Genomic DNA, 24363 nt, shown 5'->3' on the forward strand with positions numbered 1-24363 from the left:
CTGCTTGTGCAGCGTTTTTTGTTGCCACCCAGATTACCTGTAAAGCAATGTTCCGATCAGTTTTGCGAGTCGTCGAAATCTTGAATGATGGCAGATAGATAGGGGGCTTTATTGCTTCCATGAGGACTGGCTTCTATGCTCATTTCGAGTCATATTTTTTGACCGATTTTTGCGCTATCCGGTTTGCGGTTTTGGCTGTCGTGGCTACTGCGTATTTGTAGGAATCTCGGTCTATTCAAATTAGGAGCGAGGTGCTACAACGGACGCACACGGTAACGAATGCCTTGCAACTTTGCGGCACTGATTCGAGCCCTGGTGCCGCCACGGGAGGTCATATGGATGTCATCAGCAATTCCGCAGCACGCTACGTTCGCCTGCGTGAAGAAGAAATGTCGCTGGACGAGTACCTTAGCCTTTGCCAGCGTGATCCCATGGCCTACGCCGGAGCCTCACAGCGCATGCTGTCCGTCATCGGTGAACCCGAAATGGTGGATACCCGCAACGATCCCGTGCTGTCGCGTCTGTTTGCCAACAAGGTCATCCGTCGCTATCCCGCATTCTCTGAGTTCTACGGCATGGAAGATGCCATCGAGCAGGTGGTGAGCTTCTTTCGCCATGCGGCCCAGGGCCTGGAGGAACGCAAACAGATTCTCTATCTGCTGGGACCTGTGGGCGGCGGTAAAAGCTCGATTGCAGAGCGTCTCAAATACCTGATGCAAAAGGCACCGTTCTACGCGCTCAAGGGATCGCCTGTGAACGAGTCGCCACTGGGTTTGTTCGACCCCGTGGAAGACGGCCCGGTGCTGGAAGACGAGTTCGGCATTCCGCGCCGCAGTCTGCAGCATGTACTCTCGCCCTGGGCCGTAAAGCGGCTGGAGGAGTTCGGCGGAGACATTCGCCAGTTCCGAGTGGTCAAACGCTACCCCAGCATCCTCAAGCAGATAGGCATTGCCAAGACCGAGCCCGGCGATGAGAACAACCAGGATATTTCCAGCCTGGTGGGCAAGGTGGACATCCGCAAGCTGGAGAACTTTTCGCAGGACGACACCGACGCCTACAGCTACTCGGGTGGCCTGTGCCTGGCCAATCAGGGCCTGCTGGAGTTCGTGGAAATGTTCAAGGCTCCGATCAAGGTGCTGCACCCCCTGCTGACGGCCACGCAGGAAGGTAATTACAAGGGCACGGAAGGCTTTGGCGCGATTCCGTTTGATGGCGTGGTGCTGGCGCACAGCAATGAAAGCGAATGGAAGGCCTTCCGCAACAACCGCAACAACGAGGCGTTTCTTGATCGCATCTACATTGTCAAGGTGCCTTACTGCCTGCGCGTGAGCGAGGAAGTCCGCATCTACGAGAAGCTGATCCGGGAGTCTTCGCTGGCCAACGCCATCTGCGCGCCTGGCACGCTCAAGATGATGGCGCAGTTCTCCGTGCTCACGCGCCTCAAGGAGCCAGAGAACTCCAGCATCTTCAGCAAGATGCAGGTCTATGACGGCGAAAGTCTCAAGGACACTGATCCGCGCGCTAAAAGCTATCAGGAATACCGTGACTACGCGGGCGTGGACGAGGGCATGGAGGGCATCTCCACCCGCTTTGCCTTCAAGATACTGGCCAAGGTCTTCAATTACGACAGCACCGAAGTGGCGGCCAATCCCGTGCACCTGATGTATGTGCTGGAGCGGCAGATCGAGCGCGAGCAATTTCCGGCCGAGCTGGAGACCAAGTACATAGGTTTCATCAAGGAATATCTGTCCCAGCGCTATGCCGAGTTCATCGGCAAGGAAATCCAGACTGCCTATCTGGAGAGCTATAGCGAGTACGGTCAGAATATCTTTGACCGCTACGTCACCTACGCCGATTACTGGATTCAGGACAGCGAATACCGCGACACCGATACCGGCGAGGTGTTCGATCGCAATGCGCTCAATGCCGAGCTGGAGAAGGTGGAAAAGCCGGCCGGCATTGCGAACCCCAAGGACTTCCGCAACGAGATCGTCAACTTCGTGCTGCGGGCCAGGGCCAACAACCAGGGCAAGAACCCCAGCTGGACCAGTTACGAGAAGCTGCGCGTGGTGATCGAGAAAAAGATGTTCTCCAACACCGAGGAGTTGCTGCCGGTGATCAGCTTCAACGCCAAGGCCAGTGCTGAAGATGCGCGCAAGCATGAGGACTTCGTCACTCGCATGGAAGCCAAGGGCTATACGCCCAAGCAAGTGCGTCTGCTTTGCGAGTGGTATCTGCGCGTGCGCAAGAGCAGCTGACAGCGGTGTCGGTGGCCCGGCGCGGCCACCGACAGGACGGTTGAGTTGAGAACAGCCCCTGGAGATGGGAGCACAGATGGCACTGCATATCATCGACCGCAGGCTCGCAGGCAAGAATAAATCGGTAGGCAACCGCGAGCGGTTTGTGCGGCGTTTCAAAGAGCAGATCGCGGAGGCGGTGCGCAAAGCCGTGTCTGCGCGCGACATCCGCCATATCGATCAGGCGGAAAGCATCACCATTCCGAAAAAAGACATTCAGGAGCCGGTCTTCAGGCATGGTCAGGGCGGTATCCGCGATATGGTGCTGCCTGGCAATCGCGAGCATGTGCGCGGTGATCGCATTGCCCGGCCGCCTGGTGGGGGCGGCGGTTCGGGATCGCAGGCCAGCGATAGCGGTGAGGGGCAGGATGACTTCACTTTCACCTTGACCAAGGAAGAGTTCATGGAGCTTTTCTTTGAAGATCTGGCGCTGCCGCGCCTGCTGCGCAACCACATCGGCAATACCTTGCAATACAAGACAAGGCGCGCCGGCTACAGCCATGACGGCACGCCCAGCAATCTGGCGCTGGTGCGCACGATGCGCGGCGCCCTGGGGCGGCGCATTGCGCTGACCAAAGCTCCGCACCGTGAGCTCAAGGTACTGGAAGAACAGCTTGAAGCTCTGCTGGCGCAGGATGACGGCACCAGTGAGTCAGTAGCCGAGCTGCAACGCCGTATCGATACCTTGCGTGAGCGTATCGGCGCAGTGCCTTTCCTGGAGCAACTGGATCTGCGCTTTCGCAATCGCAGCAAGGTGCCCGTGCCCAGCAGCCAGGCCGTGATGTTCTGCGTGATGGACGTGTCCGGCTCCATGGATCAGGAGCGCAAGGAGCTGGCCAAGCGCTTTTTCATCCTGCTGTATCTGTTTCTCACAAGGCATTACGACAAGATCGAGATTGTTTTCATCCGCCACCACACCCAGGCCGCAGAAGTCAGCGAAGACGAGTTCTTTCACTCCACGGAAAGCGGCGGTACGGTAGTCAGCAGCGCGCTGGTCCTGCTCGAACAGATCATCAGGGCCCGCTACCCGGTCAACGACTGGAATATCTATGTGGCCCAGGCCAGCGATGGCGACAACTTCAGCGACGACGGCGGCAAATGCCACAGCCTTCTGGCCGAAAGAATATTGCCGCTGGTGCGCTACTACGCTTACCTGCAAGTGGTGCTCGAGGAGCAGAGTCTCTGGGAAGAGTACAGCCGCCTGCTGCCGCTATTCCCCCATTTCGCCATGCGCAAGGTATCGGCAGCCAACGAGATCTACCCGGTGTTCCGCGATCTCTTCAAGAAGGATGGGGTATCGATATGAACCTCAATCTCTATCCCGTGCTGGACCTCAGCGCCAGCAGAAAGGCCGGAAATTCGCATGCCCAGGGGGAGCCGCGCTTTCGCGATGTGCCGCAGGCACCTTTGATGGCGTCCCAGCGACCGGCGTCTCCCTTGCCCGACCCCAGCGACTGGACTTTCGAGCTGATCGAACAGTATCACGCGGCGATTGCTGCCACGGCTGAGCGCTACGGTCTGGATACCTATCCGAATCAGCTGGAGATCATCACGGCCGAGCAGATGATGGATGCCTATTCCAGCGTGGGCATGCCGGTCAATTACCGGCACTGGAGCTATGGCAAGGAGTTTCTGGCCACGGAGCGCCGCTATCGACGAGGCCATATGGGACTGGCCTATGAGATCGTCATCAATGCCAACCCTTGCATCAGCTATCTGATGGAGGAGAACAGCACGGCCATGCAGGCCCTGGTGATTGCGCATGCAGCCTATGGGCACAACAGCTTTTTCAAGAACAATTATCTGTTTCGCATGTGGTCCGACGCGGGCAGCATCATCGACTATCTCGTCTATGCACGCGACTATGTGGCGCAATGCGAGGAACGCTATGGCTTCGACACCGTGGAGCAGTTGTTGGATTCCTGCCATGCGTTGTCGAACTTTGGTGTGGACCGCTATTGCCGTCCCTCGCATAAAAGCCTGTCGCGCGAGCGCGCCGAGAGAGAGGCACGTGAAGCCTATGTGCAGCAACAGGTCAATGTGCTGTGGCGCACGCTTCCAGCCCGAAGGGACAAGGACAAGGACAGCACGACGCAAGGCAGCGAGCGCTTTCCCCGAGAGCCCGAAGAGAATATCCTCTATTTCATCGAGAAGAACGCTCCCTTGCTCGAACCCTGGCAACGAGAGATCGTGCGCATCGTGCGCAAGATCGCCCAGTATTTCTATCCGCAGCGCCAGACTCAGGTGATGAACGAGGGCTGGGCCACCTTCTGGCATTACACCTTGCTCAACACTCTGTATGACGAGGGCTGGCTGACCGATGGCGTGATGCTGGAGTGGCTGTCATCGCATACCAATGTGATCTACCAGCCGCCCGCTGGCCACCGGGCCTTCAGCGGCATCAATCCTTATGCGCTGGGCTTTGCCATGTACCGTGATATTCGGCGGATCTGCGAAAAGCCGACCGAAGAGGACCGCCGCTGGTTTCCCGACATGGCCGGCACACCATGGTTGCCAGCGCTGCACCACGCCATGCGCAATTACAAGGACGAGAGCTTTGTTGGCCAGTTTCTGAGCCCGCACCTGATACGCGACATGCGTTTGTTCTCTCTGCACGATGATCCTGAGGAACGTGATGTTCTGGTCAGTGCCATTCACGATGAAGATGGCTACCGCACACTGCGCCAGTTGCTGTCTCAGCAATACGACCTGGGGACGCGCGAACCCAATATTCAGGCCTGGAGCGTGAATCTGCGCGGCGACCGCAGTCTTACTCTGCGGCATACCCAGTACCAGGGCAGGCCGCTGGCAGAAGATGCACAGGAGGTGCTCAAGCATGTGGCTCGCCTTTGGGGATTTGGCGTGCATCTGGAAAGCGTCAACGGCGATGGCGAGACACCGGTATTGCTGCACTCGGTGCCTGCACCCTCGCATTGAGACATCTCAAGTGGAAGTTGCCTGAAGCCCTTGCCTGTAAAGCGCTATAAGCGATCAAATCAAAAGAAAAAGCGCTGCAGAAGCAGCGCTTTTTTCTGAGTCAGGTCGTCAAGTGTGGCCGGCGGCCAGTTCTGTCCGGCCCCGGGGCCACAGCAGGTGCCTGTGCCCACCGTGCTCTTCGCAGCGCGGCCGTCATCCCCTGTAGAGGATGGGAGCGCCAACGTCTCTAAGGCCTTTGCGAATCAGAACGCGGGAACCACGGCGCCCTTGTACTTTTCCTGAATAAACTTCTTGGTGTCTGCAGAGTGCAGAGCGCTCATCAGCTTGGCAATGTCGGCGCCGTTGGCGCGATCCTTGCGGGCCACCACGATATTGGTGTAGGGCGAATCGGCACCTTCGATGAACAGGGCATCCTTGGTGGGGTTGAGCTTGGCTTCGATTGCGTAGTTGGTGTTGATCAGGGCCAGGTCGACATCAGCCAGTGCGCGGGGCAGCAAAGGCGCTTCCAGTTCCTTGAACTTCAGCTTCTTGGGGTTCTTGACGACGTCCAGAGCAGTGGGGGTCAGGCTCTTGGGATCCTTGAGCTCGATCAGACCATGCTTGGCCAGCAGAATCAGTGCACGGCCGCCGTTGGAGGGGTCGTTGGGAATGGCCACGGTAGCGCCATTCTTCAGATCCTTGATGTTCTTGATCTTGCTGGAGTAGGCACCGAAGGGCTCCACATGCACCTTGCCGTTGGGTACGGCCACCAGCGAGGTCTTGCGGTCCTTGTTGTAGCTGTCCAGATAGGGCTGGTGCTGGAAGAAGTTGGCATCCAGCTGCTTGTCTTCCACGGCAGCATTGGGCTGCACGTAGTCGCTGAACTCCTTGATTTCCAGATCGATGCCCTGAGCCTTCAGTGCGGGCTTGATGTGATTGAGGATTTCGGCGTGAGGAACGGCCGTGGCGCCCACCTTGAGCACGTCAGCAGCCTGGGCCGACAGCGCCAGAGTGGCAATAGCGATAGCAGAGAGAGCTTTCTTCAACATTGGTTCTGACCTTCTTCAGCAAGTTGCAATAAATTCCGGGCCTCATCTGGACCGCAGCGAACTAAGGTGCATAGTCTAGTGCCGTGTACCGACGTCTGCAGGACATTTTTCTTATTTGGTTATAAGAGCGTCGTTTTTTATACAAAATCTGATTTCGATTGCAGCCATGAATCCCGAAATGCTGGAGCGCCTGGTGCGCGTGCCTATGCCTTATGGCAAGTACAAGGGCCGTTTGATTGCCGATCTGCCCGGCAACTACCTCAACTGGTTTGCCCGCGAGGGCTTTCCCAAGGGCGAGATCGGTCAGTTGCTGGCCTTGATGCAGGAGCTTGACCACAACGGACTCAGCGGTTTGCTGGAGCCCATTCGCAAGGCTGCAGGGCTGCCGCCAAGAGCACAGGAATAGGCAAGAGAGGGCTGGCTGCGGTCGGCCAGATGAATATGCGGCAGGCGGGCCTGCAAAAGCCCTGGCAGTTTGCCTTTGGCCGGAAGCAGGTGACTGGCACTTGGGCTTGGCCGACTGCGGCCAGGCCGCGAGTCTCCAAAATGACCTGCTTTGGTCCTGAAGGCGTTGTCAATCCTAGGCTCTGGACATATACAGATGAAGCTGGTCGCAGGGGGCGGCCTCAAGCCTCGGAGTCTTGCGAGAGGTCCGAATGCTGAACAATGCGTCCCTTGCCTGCATGTTTGGCCGAGTACATGGCCTCGTCCGCACTCTGCATCAGGTTGGCCGAGGAACTATCTGCGGTGCTGATGGAGATACCGATGCTGCTGCCGACTTGCACCATCACTCCACCATTCAGTGCAATGGGCTGGCGCACGGCTTCCATGCAGCGCTTCATGACAGACATGGCCTCACCGGGAGTGTGCAAGCCCGATAGCAGCACCACGAACTCATCGCCGCCCAGGCGGGCAACGCAGTCGCCGGCACGGGCCTGGGCCGTCAGTCGGGCAGCTACCACACGTAAAACCTCGTCGCCTGCGTCGTGACCCTGGGTGTCGTTGACCTGTTTGAAACCATCCAGATCCATGAAGCACACGGCAAGCATCTGGCCGTCAGCCAGCTCCTGGTTCAGCGTTTCCTCAAGTGCTCGGCGGTTCGCCAGACCCGTCAGAGCGTCGTGGTTGGCAAGGTGATTGGCGGCTTGTTCGCCTCGCTTGAGGGCGTCGATGTCCACCAGAATCCACAGCGACTCTTCGGCATTCAGCAGTGTGCCGGATGCATCCACCCACAAAAGCTTGCCCTCGGCATTCTGCACCTGGAACTGCGCGTGAAATTTGCCCCGAGCCAGCAAAGAGCCATAGGCTTTTTCGCCGATACGCCTGTAGGAGGCTTCGTCGGGGTAAAGCATGCGCGTGGATGCACCCTGCAGTGCAGCTGCTGGCTGCTTGAGCAGACGGCGCATGGCGGGGTTGGTCCAGACGATCTTGCGCTCGCGCAGGCGAGCCATGCCGATCAGGTCATTGTTGATGAGCAGCTCCTGCTCTTTGCGGATGCGGCGTTCACGCTGCTGCAGCCGGTACAGGGCTACCGAACCCAAAGCAATCAGGGCAATGCACAAGCCGGCGAGACCCCATGCACGCCAGGCGGAGGCGCGCCACATGGCCATATAGGCTTCCGTACCCAGCCCGGTAAACACCGTCAGAGGATATCCGGGCAGCCGATGGTAGGCCGTGATGCGCTCCACGCCATCGATCAGGGTCGGTGTGATGTACCAGCCTTCCTCGCTGTTGCGGCTGATGGCCTGGTGATATTCGGACGAGACAGCGGCCTTGCCGATACCTGCGTCGGCATCCTGGCTTGCAGCCGGATAGCGCGCGACCAGCAGTGCCTGATCGGTGCGCAATGCCATGGCGCTGCTGGTGCCGAACGACTGGCGCTGGAATAGCTGGTGAAAATGTTCGGCCGCGACAATGGCATAGACGATGCCCTGGAACTGGCCGCCCTCGGCCTGAAGACGCCTTGCCAGCACGAAGGACCATTTTCCGAAGGAGTGGCTGATCAGAGGCTCGGACACCACCATTCGGTCCGTTTCGCGGGCTTGAGCGAAATAGGCGCGTTCCGCCACTGAAAACGGCACATCAATTTCGCTGGGAGTGATGAGTACCTCGCCAGCACTGTCTGTGATGCGCAGGGCGGTGACAAAAGGAATCAGGGCACGCTGTTCCTGAAGCATTTCGTACAAGGCAAAGTTGGCCGCGGAAAGTCCGTCAAGGCTGCGCGCGCGGTAACGACTGGCAATCGACGACAGAGCGTTGTCCACCAGTCGCACCTCGGCAGCCAGCTCCAAGCTCAGGCTGCGCGCTTGGTGCCTGGTGACGGCTACTCCCAGGTCCATGTCCGCGCGGTAATTGGCATGCACGCCAAGCCAGGTGGCAAAGCACAGCAAGGCCGCTACCAGCAGGTTGCCGAGCACGATGCGATGCAAAAGCTTGTGAGAGCGAAAGCTTGTCATCTTGATTCTTGAGGTCCTTGAATACCAACCTGGGTCGGAAACGGCTCGGTTCCGGACATTTGCATCAACCACCTGCCGAGTAAAGCATCGCAGAGCTCAACAGCGCAATAGTCTTGCAATCATCCAGCAGGTGTCGGGAGCTTGCTGCGAGCATTCGCCCGAGATGGGCGCCGCCTGCGCGAATGACCAGAAGTGGGGGTCCAGACTCCGATGTGTTCCCGGTGCGTGATTGTGCAGGGCCGACCCCTTTCTCCATGCTTGTCACGGGCACAAGGCGATGCGTTCCGGCAGAAGATGGCTCTGAAGCATATGCGGAAATAGTGAAGGCATTGAGGAAAACAGAAATGAGAATTGATATCATTTGATGTCTTTTTGAGATCTATTCCCATTGCACCATGCCCGTTGTCGAAACAGCCTCCCATCGTGAAGTCGCAGCGCTTTACACAGATCATCACGGTTGGTTGCAGGGCTGGTTGCGCCGAAAGGTCAGCAATGCCTTTGACGCAGCAGATCTGACTCAAGACACTTTTGTCCGTATCCTGGGCGTGCGTGAGCCGCCGCGTCTAGAGTCGCCGCGTGCTTATCTGACCACCGTGGCCAAAGGGGTGCTTGTCAACTGGTGCCGGCGGCAGGCGCTGGAGCGTGCCTATCTGGAGGCTCTGGCCCTGTTGCCGGAACCTGAAGCACCGTCGCCGGAGCACCGGGCCCTGGTGCTGGAGGCCCTGCATGAGATAGATGCCATGCTTGATGCCTTGCCGCCGCTGGTACGGCGCACTTTTCTGCTTTCGCAGCTCGAGGACATGAAGTACGACGATATCGCCTCGCAGCTGGGCGTATCGCTGACCAGCGTCAAGCGCTACATGGCCCAGGCTTTCAGGCAGTGTCTGGCGTTGATGGAATGACTGCAATGGATGCACGTTTGCTGGACGAGGCTGCGGATTGGCTGGTCCGTCTGAACGATGAAGGCCTGACGGCCGCCGAACGCGTTGCCTTCGAGCGCTGGCGCCGGGCCAGTCCGGCCCATGAAGGTGCCTGGATGCGGGCCGAGCGGCTGATGGACAAGCTGGGCGGGTTGCCGCCGGCGCTGGCCATGCCGGCGCTGGGCCGATCACAGCGTCGCAGCCGACGGGCCGCTGTGGCCAGGCTGGCTGTTTTGCTGGCCGCCGTGCCTGGTGGCTGGATGAGCTGGCGTTTGGCACAGCAGCAGGGGTGGGCAGCCGACCTGCGTACTGTCGCGGGCGAGCAGCGCCTCGTGACATTGGCCGATGGCAGCCGTTTGCTGCTGGATACAGGAACGGCCGTCGATGTCCGGTTTGATGCTCATCAGCGCCTGATACATCTGCACCGGGGCTCGATCTTGCTGGAAACTGCTGCCGATCCCAGTGGCGTGGACCGGCCGTTGCTGGTGGCGACGGCCGTGGGGCGCCTTCGGGCGTTGGGCACACGCTTTTCGGTGCAGCAGAACAGCGAGGGCAAATTCGTGGATCTGGCCGTAACCCAGGGTGCGGTCGAAGTCACATTACTCGGAGCCTCCGGGCCGGCGCTGGTGGTGCCCGCGGGCAACTGGGCGAGGTTGACTGCGCTGGGAGCAGGGGAGCTGCAGACGGTACGACCGCAGCAACTGGCCTGGGTGCACGGCATGCTGGTGGCGGACGCCATGCCCATGGCAGAAGTCTGCGCCCAGCTGTCGCGTTACCGGCCCGGCCTGCTGCACTGTGCCCCGGAGGTGGTGTCCACCAAAGTGTCGGGCGCGTACCCTTTGGCCGATACCGACCGGGCCTTGGCCATGCTGGCCGAAACCTACGCCGTGACGGTGCACCGGCGCTGGCAGGGTTACTGGGTCACGGTGGCGGCCCGCTGAGTTCACAAGCAAGGCATCTTCAAAAAAATGCACGAAGGTGAGACTTTCCGGGAAGTTGTTTGGCAAGCAAGGTGAACCACTCATTTTTGCTTCCAAAGGACTGTCTTTCATGCCTGCTTCCATGGCCTCCCGTTCCCTATCGAATCCTGTAATCAGCCCGGTTACGCGCGCCGCGCAGCTTGCCTTGCTGGGCTGGGCGCTGGCGGCGACCACCGTGCAGGCTGCCGAGCCGCCCGCAGCCGGGCAGGCTCAGGCCTACCGGATAGAAGCAGGCCCGCTGGGCCGGGTGTTGTCCGAGGTGGCGGCCACGGCCGGCATGGCACTGTCGTTCGATCCTGCGCTCACACAAGGGCGGCAAAGCCCGGTGCTTTCCGGCAGCTATACGCCGCGCGAGGCACTGCAGCGCCTGCTGGCTGGCAGCGGGCTGGAGCTGGTGCCGCGTCACGGCGGCAGCTACACCCTGCAAAGGCAGGCCGTGGCGCCCGTCTCGAGTGAGGAGGGCAGCACGCTGTCCGAAGTGCGCGTCACGGCTCAGGCCGAACGCAGCGGCACCACCGAAGGTACGGGCAGCTACACCCAGACGGGGCCCAGCCGCACGGCAACGGGTCTGGGCCTGACATTGCGCGAGACGCCGCAGTCGGTAAGCGTGATGACACGCCAGCGCATGGATGACTTCAAGCTGGAGACGCTGGCCGATGTGCTTGAGCAGACGCCGGGCATAGGCGTCTATCGCCAGAACAACGCGACGGACTTTCAGGCCCGCGGCTCGGACGTGAATCTGCAGGTCGACGGCATGTCCCAGCTCAGCAACGGCTGGTACTTTGTCACCAGCACCATGTATGCGCTGGACGATATGGCCGAGATGGACCGTGTCGAGGTGCTCAAGGGCTCGTCGGGACTGGTTGTCGGCAAGGGCGGCTATGGCGCCACCGTCAATCTGATCCGTAAGCGTCCCACGCGCGAGTTCCAGGCCAGCGTGCGCGCCAATGCCGGCAGCTGGGATACCTATCGAGCTCAGGCCGATATAGGCGGCTCGCTCAACGAGGCGGGGACGCTGCGCGGCCGCGTGGTTGCGTCCATGACGGATGCGGGCAGCTTTCGCGACAACGAAAAGAGCAACAGCAAGATGCTGTTCGGCACACTGGAGGCCGACCTCACCCCCGATACCCTGCTGAACCTGGGCATCACGCTGCGCCAGCGCGAGGCACGCGGCTTCGGCACGACCCGACCCATACAGCGCTACACCGCGGCGGGTGCCGAAGTGGGGCTGATGCCGCGCTCGTTCAACAACGGTGCACCCTGGTCGGGCTATGAACAGGAAAGCACCGAGCTGTTCGGCAGCGTGGAGCAACGTCTGGCCCATGACTGGACGGCAAGCCTGAAGTTCTTCCATCAGAGCGTGAAGATGGACGACATGAAGCTGGGCTATCTCTGGAACAGCACCACCGCTGCCTATCTGCCATGGCAGGACGTGGAAAACCGCAACTGGTCGGTCAATCTCGACGTCAAAGGTCCTTTCACCCTGCTGGGCCGCACGCACGAGCTGCTGGCCGGCGTGGGCATGTCGCGCTACCACAGCGGCCTGCTCTATGGCAGCTCGAAGAATGTTTCGCTGGCCAACCTGGGCCTGAGTTACGCCCAGGGCGGCGGCGCGCTGGCCCAGCCCGACTTCGGCAACTGGAACTATGACCGCCATGTCTTCAACCAGCGCCAGCGCTATGCCTATGCGGCAGGGCGCTTCCGTCTCGCAGATCCGCTGCAGCTGATAGCCGGCATGCGCGTGACGCAGTACCGCCAGCATGATGTGACGTCCACCTGGTGGAACTACGATATGCGCGAAACCGTCACCACGCCCTATGCCGGCCTGGTCTACGAAGTGCATCCCCAGGTTTCGCTGTACGGCAGCTACGCCACCATCTTCAAGCCGCAAAGCGCGCAGGATGAACAGGGGCGCACCCTTGATCCAGAGCAAGGCAAGACCTATGAGGTCGGGGCCAAGGCCGAGTTCTTCGACAAGCGGCTCAACGCCAGCATCGCTCACTTCTGGATGAAGACCGACAACTCGGCCGAGGCGTCGGGCGGCTTCACCCCTGGCGGCGACATGGCCTACCGAGCTGTCAGCGGTGCCACGCGGCGCGGCTGGGAGCTGGAACTGTCGGGTGAACTGGCGCGCGGCTGGCAGGTGCAGGGCAGCCTGGTGCAGCAAAACAGCTCGCTGACCAGCTCCAGCCAGTATCCCAAATACCAGCTCAAGCTCGGCAGCACCTACCGCTTCGACGACGGCTCGCTGCGTGGCCTGACGCTGGGCGCGGCCACTCGCTGGCAAAGCAAGACCTCAACCAGCGACAGCCACAACACACTGGCGCAGCAGTCCTATGCCGTGCTGGATCTGATGGCCCGCTACCAGGTCGACAAGCATCTGTCGCTGAGCCTGAACCTGAACAATGTGCTGGACAAAAAATACTTCGCGGGCGTCAGCAGTCTGGGCGGCCTTTATTACACCTGGGGCGCGCCGCGCAGTGTGAACGTGGGCATGCGCTACGACTTCTGAGAGGTGGGTAGGGGCTATCAATAACCATAGCTGTCATCGCTTGATGCAATTGCATTTCAGATATTTTTATATCTGAAATCAAATATTTGATAGTGCGGATAGCTATTGTTTTATTGCTCCAGTGCTAGGGTCTGAAATCTCCTGCGTTCCATATGCGCGGCACATTCTGAGTGCAAAAGCCTGGGTGAAATGAGGTTGTTGAGAATGATTCCTATTTGTGGAATTATGATCCAGTTCTATGGATATGACAGCCTCCTTCACCCGCGCGCTGCTCTTGGGCTTCGAGCGGGCCTATGCGGACCTGTTGCGCGCCGCCACGCGAAGCACGGGCTGCCGCGAGGAGGCCGGCGATGCCGTGCACGATGCCTGGCTGAGGCTGGCCGAGCATGCGCAGGCTGCTCAGGCTGAACAGGCCGGGCCTGCCGACAGCAGCGGCGCTGTCCAGGGGCCGCGCGATGCGACCGCCTATCTGGCCGTCATGGCGCAGAACATGGCCCTGGATGCGCACCGCCGCCGCCAGCGCCATGGGCGCTACCTGGACGCCGAGGCCGTGCGCGAGCAAATGGCTCCCAGCCATGCGCCCGACGTGGCCGAGTCCGTCATGTACCGGCAGGCGCTGGCGGCGCTGGAAACCGCACTGGCCGCACTGCCCGAGCGCAGCCGCAAGGCCTTTGTGGCTCACCGCGTGCATGGCGTGCGCCAGGCAGAGATCGCGGCGCGCCTGGGCGTGTCGCTGAACACGGTGGAGCGTGACCTGATCCAGGCGAATGCCTGCATCGAGGATGCGCTGCACCGCTGGCGCGGCAGCAGCCCGGCCGACGCGCAGCGTGCGGGCCATGGGGGGCGGCGCCGCAGCCTGGGCGCCTTGCTGGGACTGGCGGGTGTGGGGCTGGGCGGCGCTGCCGCCTGGCAGCAGTGGCTGCTGTACCGCCAGACCCATGTGCAGTGGCAGGCCAGCTGGAGCAGCGCACGCGGCCAGCAGGTGCGCCACGGCTTGCCCGACGGCTCGAGCCTGCTGCTGGATGCGGCCAGCAGTGCCCGGGTGCAGTATTTCTCGGCGCGGCGCATGGTCACGCTCGTCCAGGGGGCGGCCTTCTTCGAGGTGGCCCGCGACGAGCAGAGGCCTTTCATGGTCGAGGCCGCCGGCGTGCGGGTGACCGTGCTGGGCACGCGCTTTGGCGTGGACATCGAGGAGGGCGGCCAGAGCGGACAGCGGGTTTCCGTGCAGGTGGCTTCCGGCCGGGTGCAGGTGCAGACGCTTGGCGCGGATGCCCGGTCCTGGCAGACGCATGAGCTGGGCGCGGGCCAGGGGCTGCGCCTGGAGAGAGGCGCGGTGGTGCGCACGCAGGCCGCATCCGGGGATGCGGCGGCCTGGCGCGATGGCGAGCTGGTGTTTGCCGACACCACGTTGGGCGAGGCGCTGCAGCGGCTGGGGCGCTATGCGCCTTTTGAGCTGCAGGCTACCCCCGAGGCCGCGCGCCTTCCTTTGAGCGGGCGCGTGCGCATCGCCCAGGCCCATGCATGGGTCAGGGCCTTGCCGCGGGCCTTGCCGGTGCAGGTGCGCCAGCAGCCCGGCGGCGGCCTGCTGCTGGCACTGGCTCCGTGAGCGGCTCCGCAACTGGTGCGGTGAGCGGGCCAGGTTTTTTTCAGGGTGTTTGCCGTGCCATACGTCAAGACAGTGATCTCCGGGTATTGACCTCATCACTGACTCAAGGACGACTTGCATGCATCCGCTTCTCCCCCATTTCCGTCTCCATCCATTGGCCCACGCCGCCATCTGCCTGGGTCTGGCCATGCCGCTGCAGGCCGCCTGGGCCCAGGCGCCAGCGCAGGCCGTGCCTTTTGACATCGCGGCCCAGCCGCTGGGCGGTGCGCTGCACGAGCTGGCGCGCCAGGCCGGCCTGCAACTGGCTCTCGATCTGGCGCTGGTGCAGGGCCGACAGGCGCCCGCGGTACAAGGCCACCGCGATGTGGGCGCGGCACTGGAGTCGCTGCTGCGCGGCAGTGGCCTGCAAGCGCATGTGAAGCAGGGCATGCTCACCGTACAGCTCGTGCCAGCGGCCACGGGCACGGAGCCGTCCACGCTGGCCGAGGTGAAGGTGGTGGCCAACCAGCTTGGAGAGATCACAGAAGGCTCGGGCCTGTACACGCCGGGGGCCATTGCCACTGCCACGCGGCTGGTGCTGACGCCGCGGGAGACGCCGCAGTCGGTGAGCGTGGTCACGCGCCAGAAGATGGACGACTTCCAGCTCAACTCCATTGACGAGGTGATGGAGCACACGCCCGGGGTGAGCGTGGTCACCTACGACAGCGAGCGCACGGTCTATTACGCGCGCGGTTTTGCCATCAACAATTTCCAGTACGACGGCATTCCCATGCTGCGCGACTCGGGTTATTCGGCGGGCAACACGCTCAGCGACACCTCCATCTACGACCGCGTCGAGGTGCTCAAGGGCGCCACCGGCCTGCTCACGGGCAGTGGCGACCCGGGCGCCACCATCAATCTGGTGCGCAAGAAGCCCACGCGCGAGTTCCAGGGTCATGCGACGCTGGGCGCGGGAAGCTGGGGCAGCTACCGAGGCGAGCTGGACCTGAGCGGCGCGCTCAACGAGGCGGGCAGCGTGCGCGGCCGGGTCATGGCGGCGCGCCAGGACCGGCACACGCAGCTGGACCATTACAGCCGCGATGCCTCGGTGTTCTACGGCATCCTCGAAGCCGACCTGGGGCCGCGCACGCGGCTGACCCTGGGCGCGGACTTCCAGGACAACAAGCCCAGGGGCTCGACCTGGGGCGGCATACCGCTGCTCAATGCCAACGGGGACTTCAACGACATGCCGCGCTCGTTCAACAACGGTGCGCGCTGGAGCCGCTGGGAGCAGTACACCCGCACCGCCTTCGCCACGCTGGAGCACAGTTTCGACAGCGGCTGGGTGGCCAAGCTGCAGCTGAACCGGCAGATCAACGGCTATGACGCCAACCTGGGCTCGGCGGCTGCGGGCTTTCCCAATCCCGCCGACGGCTCGGGCGTCAGCATGTGGGCGGGGCAGTACATAGGCCGCACCACCAGCAATGCGGCCGACTTCTATGCCAGCGGCCCGTTCCGGCTGGGCGGGCGCGAGCATGAACTGGTGCTGGGCGGCAGCCTGACCAACCGGCACTGGAAGAACCGCGGCTGGTGGGATACCGGCAGCTATGACACGACGGTGGACAACTACTATCTCTGGAGAGGTGATGTGGCCGCTCCGGCCTGGGGAGCGATGCCGGATTTCACCAACGACGAGACCACGCGCGAGCGCGGCCTGTATGCGACCGCACGCTGGAATCTGCGCGACCACCTGAAGCTGATCACCGGCGGGCGCTGGTCCAATTACACCAACCGCGCCGAGCAGATGCGGGAGTCGGGCGTGTTCGTTCCCTATGTGGGGGCCGTGTACGACATCGACGACACCTATTCGGCCTATGCCAGCTATTCGGGCATCTTCAAGCCTCAGTCCGCCCAGGACGAACAGGGGCGCACCCTGGCACCGCTGCAGGGCAAGAACTACGAGCTGGGCGTCAAGGCCGCCTTCCTGGACGGCAAGCTCAATGCCTCGGCCGCAGTGTTCCAGCTGGAGCAAGACAACTACGCCCTGGAAACCGGCGGCGTGACCCCCACGGGCGCCACGGCCTACCGCGCGGTTCAGGGCGTGGAGACGCGCGGCTACGAGTTCGAGGTCTCGGGCCAGCTCACCCCGGCCTGGCAGCTGCAGGCGGGCTTTTCGCATGGCGTGGCGCGACAGCAGAGCGAACGCGTGTCCACGCTCACGCCAGTCAACCAGTTCAGCTTCTACAGCAGTTACCGGCTGGGCGGCAGCCTCAGCGGCCTGACCCTGGGCGGCGGCGCGCGCTGGCAGGACAAGACCTGGGGCGACATCTCCACGCCCGCCGGCGGCACCGTCACACATACCGTCAAGGGCTACTGGATCGTGGATGCCATGGCGCGCTACGAGTTCAGCAAGCAGCTGTCGGCGTCGCTGTCCGTCAAGAACCTGCTGGACAAGCGCTACTACACCATCTTCAACTGGTACAACACCTACACATGGGGGGCTCCGCGCAGCGTGAGCCTGAGCGTGACCTACAAGTTCTGAGCCTTGGGACTGGCCGCCCCGGCGCACGGAGCCGGGCGCCTGCTGCATCGCGGGGTGACCCTTTTGGGGTTTTCGTTTGTCATACAGGAAGAGAGGGCGCCCGCGCCCGCTCCATCCCAGGAAAAACCGATAACTACCCAGGTCACCATCCCGATCCTCCTCCCATGACTCCATCCAACGCCGCCCCTGCGGGCGCTCATCTTCTTTCCCGGCTGCTGGCCGCTGTTGTCGGCGGCTATCTGCTGGCCAGCGTCCTGGCCGTATTCCTGGCGACGGTCCTGTCCGCGCCGCGTGCCGAGTCGGTGCTGGCGGGCATGCAGTGGAGTTTTGCGCTGCATGTGCTGGCCGTGATCTGGGCGTTTTCGCCGGTGTCGCATGGCCGCGTCTGGCTGGGTCTGCTGCTGCCCACCGTCGTGCTGGCCTGGCTGGCTAGAGGAGCTTGAGCATGGCCGAGCGTAAAAATGCGGGCGGAGCAGGCCAGGGCGGCTTTCGCCAGGCCCAGGCCTGGCTGCACACCTGGTGCGGACTGTGGTTCTCATGGCTGCTGTTCGCGGTGTTCCTGACGGGTACGCTGGCGGTCTTTGCGGAGCCTATTTCGCACTGGATGACGCCCGAGCACCATGCAGAGGAGGCCGAGCAGGCGGCAGCCGCCGGCCAGCAGGGGGGCGGCCTCGCGCAGCGGCTGGCATGGGGCGTGGCCTACATGGAGAAACACCATCCGGGCGCAGAAATGTGGGAACTATGGCCCTCGGATGCCCAGGGAGCCGGCGACCTGCGTGTGTACTGGTTCGATGAAAAGCGCCAGTACGCCTTGGCACAGCTGGATTCCGCTACCGGACAGCCGCTGCCAGCTCATGGCGTCGTGCGCGCCACCCAGGGCGGCCACCATTTTGTGGATTTCCACTATCGGCTGCATGCGGGGCAGGCGGGACTTTGGGTGGTCGGCATTGCCGGCATGGCCATGCTGGTGGCGTTGGTTAGCGGCGTCATCACGCACAGGCGCATCTTCAAGGATTTCTTCACCTTTCGTGCCCACAAAGGTCAGCGCAGCTGGCTGGATGCCCACAATGCGGTGGCTGTGCTGACGCTGCCGTTCCAGATCATGATTGCCTACACGGGCATTGCCATCTCCGCGTCAACATTCATGCCGGCCGGCATTGCGGCCTATTTCGGTACGGGCAGCCAGGGGCTGCACTCCTATGTGGTGGCGCTCAACGAGTCGGACAGGCCTGAGCGTTCGGGCCGGGCGATGGCTGTTCCGGACCTGGAACCGTTTGCTCTGCGCGGTCAGGCGCTGATGGGCCAGCCTGTGCGGGCCGTGGTCGTGGACAACCCGGGCGACGCGGCGGCGCGCATCGGTGTCTACGGCTGGAACAGCGACGAGGAAATGCAGCAGCGCCTGAGCCCCACGACAGGCATGGTGATGTTCTCGGCGGCGAGCGCAGACGTGCTGAAGCTGCGCCAGCCTGGTGATGTGGACGGTGGTGGCGCCTCCATGGCCAAGTCGGTGATGGGCAGTTTGCACCAGGTGGAGTTCGGCGGGCAGCCGCTCAAATGGCTGTATTTCCTATGCGGGCTGGCCGGTAGCGCCATGATGGCAACCGGGGCCATCCTGTTCATGGTCAAGCGTCGCAGCAAGCATCTGGGTCGACAGGCTGGCGAGTTCGGCAGCGCCACGGCGCGCGTGTACCGGCTCGTCGAAGGACTCAATGTTGCGGCCATCGCAGGTCTGAGTCTGGGCTGCATTGGCTATCTGTGGGCCAACCGCCTGGTTCCCGTCGGGCTGTCCCATAGAGCGGGTTGGGAGCTGGCGGTGTTTTTCGGGCTTTGGAGTCTGGCGCTGCTGCATGCCCTGGTGCGTGCACCCGCCGCGGCATGGCAGGAGCAACTAGGCCTGCTGGCCCTGTTGTGTCTGCTGCTGCCGCTGCTGAACTGGATCACGGTAGGGGACAGCCTGCCGGCCCAGATTGCTCGCGGCGACTGGGAGAGTGCGGGTGTGGAGTTGTGTGCCGTGGCGCTGGGATTGCTTGCCGCCTGGGCCTGGGCTTATCTGAGGCGCCGCGGCGCCGATGCAACACGGCGTGTTCCTGCAGTCAAGATGGAGGTGGGAGCATGAATGCCTTGCAAGCTTCGGTGCTGGCTTTGGCGCTGGCCTTTGCCGGCATGGTGGCACTGGCTTTTGCCATGGAGCGTCATCATGAACAGCTCACGGGAGCCATGGAGATTTCTCGGGCTCGATCGCGGCTGCTGCGCTGCGCGGGAGCATTGCTGCTGGCGGTGGCCGTCATGCCCTGTCTGCGCGCCTGGGGCTTTTCCGTGGGAGTCGTGGTCTGGCTGGGCTGGCTGTCGATAGGAGCGCTGCTCGCCGTCGCCCTGATCAGCGCCGCCGCCCGCTGGGCCACTGCTGCTGGCTGCATTGTTGCTGCGGCGGCTCTGGCTTGGGTCTGGCGCGTGTGACAAGGATCTGGCGGCGCATCATCGCCAGGTGCCGAGCGGATGACGCTTGATGCGTGCATGTCCTTCTGTGTCTTGCCGAGCTTCGCGTAATCGGCAGGCGCCGTGTGCCAGCCTCATGGGTCCACAGGCCTGGGCATGCCCTGCTGCCGTGTATGGTCTGCGTTGCAGACCTTGTCTGCTGCCAGGAATGCACCGTAGCTGGCAGCTTGCGGTGGCTGGAAACACCCGGAGGCACGCAAAAAGGAAGGAAAAAAGGGATGCAGAGCGCATCCCTTTTCGAATGAGGCCGGTAGGTCTGAATTCCTGGCCGGCCTGTATTGAAGCCCGGTTGCGGGCTGATGATTACTTGGCGGCCGCGCGTGCGGCTTCCGCCTTGGCCTTGGCCTCGTCCAGCTTCTTTTGCAGAGCGGCGGCTTCCGCTTCAGCCTTCTTGGCCTCTTCTTCCTTGGCCTTCTTGGCTTCGGCTTCCTTGTCGCCGCCACCCATGGCGCCGGCAATGGCATTGCCAGCCATGGTGCCGGCCACGGCGCCAACGGCAGCACCTGCCATGGTGCCCATCATGCCGGAGCCACGAGCGGCAGGTGCCGCTGCTGCTGCGGGAGCAGCCGCAGGAGCTGCCGCAGCGGCGGGGGCTGCGGGTGTGGCAGGTGCAGCAGCCTTGGGTGCGGCGGCGGCAGGAGCCACGGGTGCGGGCTGAGCGGGCGCCTTGCTGCCGATGCTGGCAGGGCGAACGGACTTGCTGCTGCCCATGCGCTTGGCCTGAGCCAGGGAAGGCACGGTCAGCGATGCGATGGCGATGGCAATCACGGAGGCAGCAGCACGGTACGAAGTCTTCACGAAATGGTTTCCAGTCATGGTTGTCATAGATGGCCGCCTGCACTCTGACGAGCGAAGACAACCAGCATGCCTGGCGACGCTTGTCGCATCAGGCTTGCTTGCTATGGTATTTAAAGTCAATGGTTGGATTTTCAAGGTGCTGAACTGAAACTGTCCGTAAAAGGACAGGGCTCAGACCCTGACGGCCGGATGTTGTGTGATGTATGAGGCCGCACGCTATTGTAGGAACACTCTGCATGCGCAAAAGTTCCAGCAGTCTTCAATGCAGGGAAATAGTCATGAAGTGCCCCGCAGCGCCTGAAACGTGAGCGGGGCATGCTATCGAGCCGGAGGAAGATTGGTTTAGCGCTTCTGGTGCAACTGCACCCAGTCGAGAAAGCGTGTCATGTACTTGACGAGGAAGTCATGGCTGCCCTGGCCGATCTTGCCGTCGGCGTCGAGCAGCGTGTCGGACCAGCGCACAAAGCCCTCGGGTTGGGGCAGGGTGGGCATGTCCAGCGACACCAGCACATTGCGCAGGTGCTGCTGGGCCATGGCCGTGGCGGCCGCGCCGGGCGAACTGCCTATCACGGCGGCCGGCAGTCCTGCCCAGACGGACTGGCCATAGGGACGGCTCAGGCCGTCGAGCACGTTCTTGAGCGATGCGGGTATGGAGCGGTTGTATTCGGGCGTCACGAACAGAACGCCGTTGCAGCCGCGAATCAGGGATTTGAGGTCGTCGAAGGGCTTGAAATCGGGGGTGTTGTCGAAGTCGCGGTTGTAGAGCGGCAGGCGGCTGATATCGATGAATTCGAAATCGGCCTTGTCCTGCATGAGTGCGGCCAGGCCCTGGCCGAGCTGGCGGTTGATGGACTGCTTGCTGAGGCTGCCCACGATGACGGCGATTCTGAGTTGGCTCATGCTCTGACCTTTCGACCGGGTTGGGGGAGATGCATGGCACTGTAGCAAAGCTGCCGGGGATTGCCGCGCCGCAGCGCACGCAAAAAAGCCGCGGTCCCCGGGAGCAGGGACCGCGGCTTGGTGCTGGGCTGGTCTGTTTCAGCCTATCGGAGCACTTCCAGCAGGCGATCCAGACCGCCCTCGTTGATGGCGACCTTGGCCTCGTTGCGCACGCGTGGCTTGGCGTGGAAGGCCACGGACAGGCCGGCCGCCTGCATCATGGGAATGTCGTTGCTGCCATCGCCCACGGCAATGCACTGGCTGGCATCGATGCCGATCAGCGAGGCCACTTCCAGCAAGGTGCGGCGCTTTTCCGCACCGTCGCAGATATCGCCCCAGGCCTGCTCGACCAGACCACCGGTCAGTGCACCGTCCTTGAGCTCCAGCACATTGGCGCGCACAAAGTCGATATCCAGCAGGCCGCGCACATGCTCGGCAAAGTAGGTAAAGCCGCCGGAGACCAGCAGCACCTTCAGGCCGGCGGCCTTGGCGGCCCTGACCAGCGTCTCGGCACCCGGCGAGAGTTTCAGGCGTTCGGCCAGAACGCGGGCCATGTCGGCCTCGGTCACTCCGACCAGCTTGCCCACGCGCTGGCGCAGGCTGTCCTTGAAGTCGGTGATTTCGCCGCGCATGGTGGCTTCTGTGATGGCTGCCACTTCGGCCTTCTTGCCCGTGGCGTCGGCGATCTCGTCGATGCACTCGATGGTGATCAGCGTCGAGTCCATATCAAAGGCGATGAGCTTGTAGTCCGCCAGCTTCTGGGGGGCGGTAAAGCCGCGGATCATCAGGCCGGGAGCGAATTCGGTGGCGTCGGTCATTGCGAGTCGTGCGAATGAGGGGGTAGCAGAAAGGGGAATGGCGGAGATCGGGTCTGCGCCATTCCTCAAGATGGCCGCCATTATCCGCTGTTGTGGCGGGCTTCGGCTGGCCATTCACCCAGGAGTCTGCCCCCTGGTGCAGCTTTGGGCGGCGCCTACTGCGGCTGAATGCCGGCGGCCTTGACCAGTTCTGCATGCAGTCTGATGTCCTGGGCCACGGTCTGCCTGAGCTGCTCGGGCGTCGATGGCGCGACTTCCATGCCGTTTTCACCCAGCTTGGTCTTGATCTCGCTGTCCAGTGCAACGCGCACGGCGCGGTTGAGCTTGTCGATCACGGGCTGCGGCGTCTTGGCCGGTGCGAACAGGCCGACCCAGGCCGAGAGGTTGAGATCGGCAAAACCGCCTTCGGCCATGGTCGGGGTGTTGGGCAGCATGGCCGCGCGCCTGGGTGCCATCAGCGCCAGGGCATGCAGCTTGCCGGCCTGGATATGGGGCAGGGCTTCGGGCAGCACGGCAAATAGCATGTCCACATTGCCGGCCAGTGTGTCGTTGACGGCCGGCGCACCGCCTTTGTAGGGAACGTGGAGCATCTTGGCCTGGGTGCGCGTCTCGAACATCAGCGCGGCCAGATGCTGTGGGCTGCCGTCGCCGGATGAGGCAAAGGTCAGCTTGCCTGGAGCGGCCTTGGCGGCCGCCACCACGGCAGCCACGCTGGGGAATTTCTGCCTGTCCTTGACCACCAGCACCATGGGCTGATTCACCAGCTTGCTGATGGGCGCGAAGTCGGCCTCGGGGTCATAGGGCAGGGATTTGAAGATGCTCTTGTTGGTGGTCAGGAATGAGGCCGGCGAGACCATCAGCGTATAGCCGTCCGGGGCGGAACGTGCCACGGCCGGTGTGCCGATCTGGCCCGAGGCACCGGCGCGGTTGTCCACCACAAAAGGCTGCTTGAGTTCGCTGGCCAGCTTTTGACTCACGACTCGGGCAATCATGTCGGCGCTGCCTCCTGCGGGCAGCGCGACTATGACCTTGACCGCGCGCTCGGGATAGGCGTCCTGTGCCTGCGCCGTGGCGGCAAAGCCTGCCGCCAGTGTGCAGGCCAGTGCGGAGCGGGCCATGGCATGAGCGGCATGGCGAATTTTGCGGTTAGCGATATTGCGGACGGGTTGGAGCAGCATGCGATCCCTCTCTTTCTCAAGATATGCACCAGCTTGGTGATGGCTGCAGTGCGATAGCCCGATGATGAGCAAGCCCTGTGCCAGTTGCCTTGGCGTTTTGCCGGATGGGAAAGATGCGGTTTGCGCAGTTGCCGGGAAAGTGGCAGAGCTGATGCGCCTCGACGGCCTCAGCTTTCAGGATTGCCAGGCGGCTGCAGATATATGGCATCCGACCAGGTGGCCACCCAGTGCGGGCGAAAGACTACGAACACCGCCGTCAGCATGCCGGTGGTCACGCCATCGGCCCAGGCCATGAGCCAGCGGGCCATGCGCGAGAGGTCTTCGTTGACATTGGGCAGCACATGGCCTGCCCATTGGCCGACCAGAGATGCGACAAACAGACACAGAACTGTGCCCAAAAAGCCGCGCAAAAGAATGAATACAAAAATGTTGTGCCAGCACCAGCGGCGCACTGCCACACCCCAGAGCATGGCCAGCGTGGCCGGCACCAGACCTTGCCAGACCACCATGCCAAGGGCTTCCTCCAGTCCCAAGCCAGGAGCCAGTGCAAAAGCTATGGCGCCCACCGAGAGCAGCACGGGTACTGCAAGCGGCCAGCCTATCAAAAGTACGACCAGCGGTGCACCAGACCAGCGCAGCTGCAGCGGCATCTGGTGCAGCGCAGGCAGTGCCCAGACCCAGGGCAGCAGCACCAGAATGGCCAGCAGCGGCGTGATCAGAGGCGACAGTATCGGGTCATGCATGCCGCCGGGGCCGGCCCGGCTGCCCAGCATGCGCCAGGGGCGGCAGAGCAGGGCTAGCAACAGGGCCAGCAGGGCAATGGCGGCTTCAAGAAACATGGGGGCTAGGAAGATCAGGTTCTGCCGCCATCTTGCAT

Annotated in this window: 19 protein-coding genes; 12 read left to right on the plus strand and 7 right to left on the minus strand. The window is 62.5% G+C overall.

Annotated features, from left to right (window positions below):
• Positions 1 to 335 precede the first annotated feature (335 nt).
• The 3 genes from JAO85_RS01585 to JAO85_RS01595 all read left to right on the plus strand — a co-directional run bounded on the left by JAO85_RS01585 (position 336) and on the right by JAO85_RS01595 (position 5234).
• Positions 336 to 2258: a PrkA family serine protein kinase gene (locus JAO85_RS01585; RefSeq protein WP_003062956.1), complete on the plus strand. Its 1923-nt coding sequence runs from the start codon at positions 336 to 338 to the stop codon at positions 2256 to 2258.
• Positions 2259 to 2334: 76 nt separating this feature from the next.
• Entirely contained in the window at positions 2335 to 3603 is a 1269-nt protein-coding gene (locus JAO85_RS01590) for a YeaH/YhbH family protein (protein WP_054074087.1), read from the plus strand.
• Positions 3600 to 5234: a SpoVR family protein gene (locus JAO85_RS01595; RefSeq protein WP_003062951.1), complete on the plus strand. Its 1635-nt coding sequence runs from the start codon at positions 3600 to 3602 to the stop codon at positions 5232 to 5234. Before JAO85_RS01590 ends, JAO85_RS01595 begins: the two co-directional genes overlap by 4 nt.
• 242 nt (positions 5235 to 5476) lie before the next feature.
• Here the strand turns inward: JAO85_RS01595 and JAO85_RS01600 are convergent, their stop codons facing one another.
• Positions 5477 to 6262: a MetQ/NlpA family ABC transporter substrate-binding protein gene (locus JAO85_RS01600; protein WP_003055852.1), complete on the minus strand. Its 786-nt coding sequence runs from the start codon at positions 6260 to 6262 to the stop codon at positions 5477 to 5479.
• A gap of 166 nt (positions 6263 to 6428) precedes the next feature.
• Between JAO85_RS01600 and JAO85_RS01605 the strand changes: the two genes are divergently transcribed.
• Positions 6429 to 6668: a DUF3820 family protein gene (locus JAO85_RS01605; protein ID WP_012838051.1), complete on the plus strand. Its 240-nt coding sequence runs from the start codon at positions 6429 to 6431 to the stop codon at positions 6666 to 6668.
• 220 nt (positions 6669 to 6888) lie between these two features.
• Here JAO85_RS01605 and JAO85_RS01610 read toward each other — a convergent pair whose 3' ends face one another.
• Complete coding sequence (locus JAO85_RS01610; protein WP_202787295.1) at positions 6889 to 8718, minus strand: sensor domain-containing diguanylate cyclase; 1830 nt, start codon at positions 8716 to 8718, stop codon at positions 6889 to 6891.
• 395 nt (positions 8719 to 9113) lie between these two features.
• On the opposite strand from JAO85_RS01610, the gene JAO85_RS01615 reads away from it, so the two are divergent.
• The 8 genes from JAO85_RS01615 to JAO85_RS01650 all read left to right on the plus strand — a co-directional run bounded on the left by JAO85_RS01615 (position 9114) and on the right by JAO85_RS01650 (position 19714).
• Positions 9114 to 9620, plus strand: coding sequence for a sigma-70 family RNA polymerase sigma factor (locus tag JAO85_RS01615; RefSeq protein ID WP_202787296.1), 507 nt, complete (start codon positions 9114 to 9116; stop codon positions 9618 to 9620).
• Positions 9621 to 9625: 5 nt separating this feature from the next.
• A complete protein-coding gene (locus JAO85_RS01620; protein WP_202787297.1) occupies positions 9626 to 10579 on the plus strand; it encodes a FecR domain-containing protein in 954 nt (317 codons plus the stop codon).
• Positions 10580 to 10688: 109 nt separating this feature from the next.
• A complete protein-coding gene (locus tag JAO85_RS01625; protein ID WP_237734658.1) occupies positions 10689 to 13130 on the plus strand; it encodes a TonB-dependent siderophore receptor in 2442 nt (813 codons plus the stop codon).
• Positions 13131 to 13368: 238 nt separating this feature from the next.
• On the plus strand, positions 13369 to 14736 hold the full coding sequence (locus JAO85_RS01630; RefSeq protein ID WP_202787299.1) for a sigma-70 family RNA polymerase sigma factor: 1368 nt from the start codon (positions 13369 to 13371) through the stop codon (positions 14734 to 14736).
• A gap of 118 nt (positions 14737 to 14854) precedes the next feature.
• Positions 14855 to 17257 carry a TonB-dependent siderophore receptor gene (locus JAO85_RS01635; RefSeq protein WP_202787300.1) on the plus strand — a complete coding sequence of 801 codons (2403 nt, stop codon included), beginning with the start codon at positions 14855 to 14857 and terminating at the stop codon, positions 17255 to 17257.
• Between the two features lie 164 nt (positions 17258 to 17421).
• Positions 17422 to 17700 (plus strand): DUF3649 domain-containing protein, encoded by a 279-nt coding sequence (locus JAO85_RS01640; protein ID WP_202787301.1) that lies wholly within the window; start codon positions 17422 to 17424, stop codon positions 17698 to 17700.
• A 2-nt stretch (positions 17701 to 17702) separates the two neighbouring features.
• Complete coding sequence (locus JAO85_RS01645) at positions 17703 to 19373, plus strand: PepSY domain-containing protein (RefSeq protein WP_202787302.1); 1671 nt, start codon at positions 17703 to 17705, stop codon at positions 19371 to 19373.
• The gene (locus tag JAO85_RS01650; protein ID WP_202787303.1) at positions 19370 to 19714 is read left to right on the plus strand and encodes a DUF3325 domain-containing protein; all 345 of its coding nucleotides are present in this window, start codon (positions 19370 to 19372) and stop codon (positions 19712 to 19714) included. Before JAO85_RS01645 ends, JAO85_RS01650 begins: the two co-directional genes overlap by 4 nt.
• Positions 19715 to 20056: 342 nt before the next feature.
• Here the strand turns inward: JAO85_RS01650 and JAO85_RS01655 are convergent, their stop codons facing one another.
• The 5 genes from JAO85_RS01655 to JAO85_RS01675 all read right to left on the minus strand — a co-directional run bounded on the left by JAO85_RS01655 (position 20057) and on the right by JAO85_RS01675 (position 24325).
• Positions 20057 to 20578 carry a hypothetical protein gene (locus JAO85_RS01655; RefSeq protein ID WP_054074056.1) on the minus strand — a complete coding sequence of 174 codons (522 nt, stop codon included), beginning with the start codon at positions 20576 to 20578 and terminating at the stop codon, positions 20057 to 20059.
• Positions 20579 to 20893: 315 nt separating this feature from the next.
• Complete coding sequence (locus JAO85_RS01660) at positions 20894 to 21451, minus strand: NADPH-dependent FMN reductase (protein WP_202787304.1); 558 nt, start codon at positions 21449 to 21451, stop codon at positions 20894 to 20896.
• 143 nt (positions 21452 to 21594) lie between these two features.
• Positions 21595 to 22308, minus strand: coding sequence for a phosphoserine phosphatase SerB (gene serB, locus JAO85_RS01665; RefSeq protein WP_054074057.1), 714 nt, complete (start codon positions 22306 to 22308; stop codon positions 21595 to 21597).
• 155 nt (positions 22309 to 22463) lie between these two features.
• A complete protein-coding gene (locus tag JAO85_RS01670) occupies positions 22464 to 23486 on the minus strand; it encodes a tripartite tricarboxylate transporter substrate binding protein (RefSeq protein ID WP_054074058.1) in 1023 nt (340 codons plus the stop codon).
• A 167-nt stretch (positions 23487 to 23653) separates the two neighbouring features.
• The gene (locus JAO85_RS01675; protein ID WP_034407906.1) at positions 23654 to 24325 is read right to left on the minus strand and encodes a hypothetical protein; all 672 of its coding nucleotides are present in this window, start codon (positions 24323 to 24325) and stop codon (positions 23654 to 23656) included.
• Positions 24326 to 24363 lie beyond the last annotated feature (38 nt).

The organism is Comamonas sp. NyZ500 (assembly GCF_016772095.1).
GTDB lineage: Bacteria > Pseudomonadota > Gammaproteobacteria > Burkholderiales > Burkholderiaceae_C > Comamonas > Comamonas thiooxydans.

Coding starts and splice junctions, on each gene's coding strand:
- serB (WP_054074057.1), bottom strand. CDS start 22,308: ATGACCGACGCCACCGAATTCGCTCCCGGCCTGATGATCCGCGGCTTT.
- JAO85_RS01600 (WP_003055852.1), bottom strand. CDS start 6,262: ATGTTGAAGAAAGCTCTCTCTGCTATCGCTATTGCCACTCTGGCGCTG.
- JAO85_RS01645 (WP_202787302.1), top strand. CDS start 17,703: ATGGCCGAGCGTAAAAATGCGGGCGGAGCAGGCCAGGGCGGCTTTCGC.
- JAO85_RS01615 (WP_202787296.1), top strand. CDS start 9,114: ATGCCCGTTGTCGAAACAGCCTCCCATCGTGAAGTCGCAGCGCTTTAC.
- JAO85_RS01640 (WP_202787301.1), top strand. CDS start 17,422: ATGACTCCATCCAACGCCGCCCCTGCGGGCGCTCATCTTCTTTCCCGG.
- JAO85_RS01655 (WP_054074056.1), bottom strand. CDS start 20,578: ATGACAACCATGACTGGAAACCATTTCGTGAAGACTTCGTACCGTGCT.
- JAO85_RS01660 (WP_202787304.1), bottom strand. CDS start 21,451: ATGAGCCAACTCAGAATCGCCGTCATCGTGGGCAGCCTCAGCAAGCAG.
- JAO85_RS01620 (WP_202787297.1), top strand. CDS start 9,626: ATGGATGCACGTTTGCTGGACGAGGCTGCGGATTGGCTGGTCCGTCTG.
- JAO85_RS01605 (WP_012838051.1), top strand. CDS start 6,429: ATGAATCCCGAAATGCTGGAGCGCCTGGTGCGCGTGCCTATGCCTTAT.
- JAO85_RS01675 (WP_034407906.1), bottom strand. CDS start 24,325: ATGTTTCTTGAAGCCGCCATTGCCCTGCTGGCCCTGTTGCTAGCCCTG.
- JAO85_RS01590 (WP_054074087.1), top strand. CDS start 2,335: ATGGCACTGCATATCATCGACCGCAGGCTCGCAGGCAAGAATAAATCG.
- JAO85_RS01625 (WP_237734658.1), top strand. CDS start 10,689: ATGCCTGCTTCCATGGCCTCCCGTTCCCTATCGAATCCTGTAATCAGC.
- JAO85_RS01585 (WP_003062956.1), top strand. CDS start 336: ATGGATGTCATCAGCAATTCCGCAGCACGCTACGTTCGCCTGCGTGAA.
- JAO85_RS01650 (WP_202787303.1), top strand. CDS start 19,370: ATGAATGCCTTGCAAGCTTCGGTGCTGGCTTTGGCGCTGGCCTTTGCC.
- JAO85_RS01595 (WP_003062951.1), top strand. CDS start 3,600: ATGAACCTCAATCTCTATCCCGTGCTGGACCTCAGCGCCAGCAGAAAG.
- JAO85_RS01635 (WP_202787300.1), top strand. CDS start 14,855: ATGCATCCGCTTCTCCCCCATTTCCGTCTCCATCCATTGGCCCACGCC.
- JAO85_RS01670 (WP_054074058.1), bottom strand. CDS start 23,486: ATGCTGCTCCAACCCGTCCGCAATATCGCTAACCGCAAAATTCGCCAT.
- JAO85_RS01610 (WP_202787295.1), bottom strand. CDS start 8,718: ATGACAAGCTTTCGCTCTCACAAGCTTTTGCATCGCATCGTGCTCGGC.
- JAO85_RS01630 (WP_202787299.1), top strand. CDS start 13,369: ATGGATATGACAGCCTCCTTCACCCGCGCGCTGCTCTTGGGCTTCGAG.